This is a genomic window from Bacillus sp. JJ864, assembly GCF_036963045.1.
GTDB lineage: Bacteria > Bacillota > Bacilli > Bacillales > Bacillaceae_G > Bacillus_A > Bacillus_A pseudomycoides_C.
This window is the reverse complement of sequence record NZ_JBALLY010000081.1, coordinates 22,678-23,051: the sequence shown is the minus strand read 5'-3', so window position 1 is coordinate 23,051 and position 374 is coordinate 22,678. Positions and strand designations below refer to the sequence as shown.

Annotated in this window: 1 protein-coding gene; it reads right to left on the bottom strand. The window is 31.6% G+C overall.

The genetic code is table 11. The annotated features are described in order from the left end of the window. Nucleotides 1–12 precede the first annotated feature (12 nt). Nucleotides 13–374, bottom strand: a 362-nt coding sequence (locus tag V7024_RS13715) for a PPC domain-containing protein (protein ID WP_335520891.1), incomplete at its 5' end; no start/stop codon positions are given.

Below are 374 nucleotides of genomic sequence, written 5' to 3'. Positions count from 1 at the left end.
GGAAGTTTCACTTTATTTTAGTTTAACAGAATATGTCCCATTTTCCCCAGGTGTATACACATATAAATAATACTTCCCTGGTTTTGCAGTAAACTTTCCTTTAAGTATATTTTCATTAGAGCTTTCGCCTGCAACGTATCTTTTCATATCTGATTCATGAAAAAGCACCCATGTCATGTTGATTTTACATTCGTTTATGACAGAAATGTCTATTTCTTTTGGTGATGACACATTAAACGTATAAGTATCTTTATAGTCTTTATCCTTAAATGAACCTTTGAGAAGCGTATTAAACGGAATTACATTTGCTTGTTCTGGATTATTATTTGGTTCTTTTTCAGTTCCTCCTATTCGATCTACATTAACTGTCATTT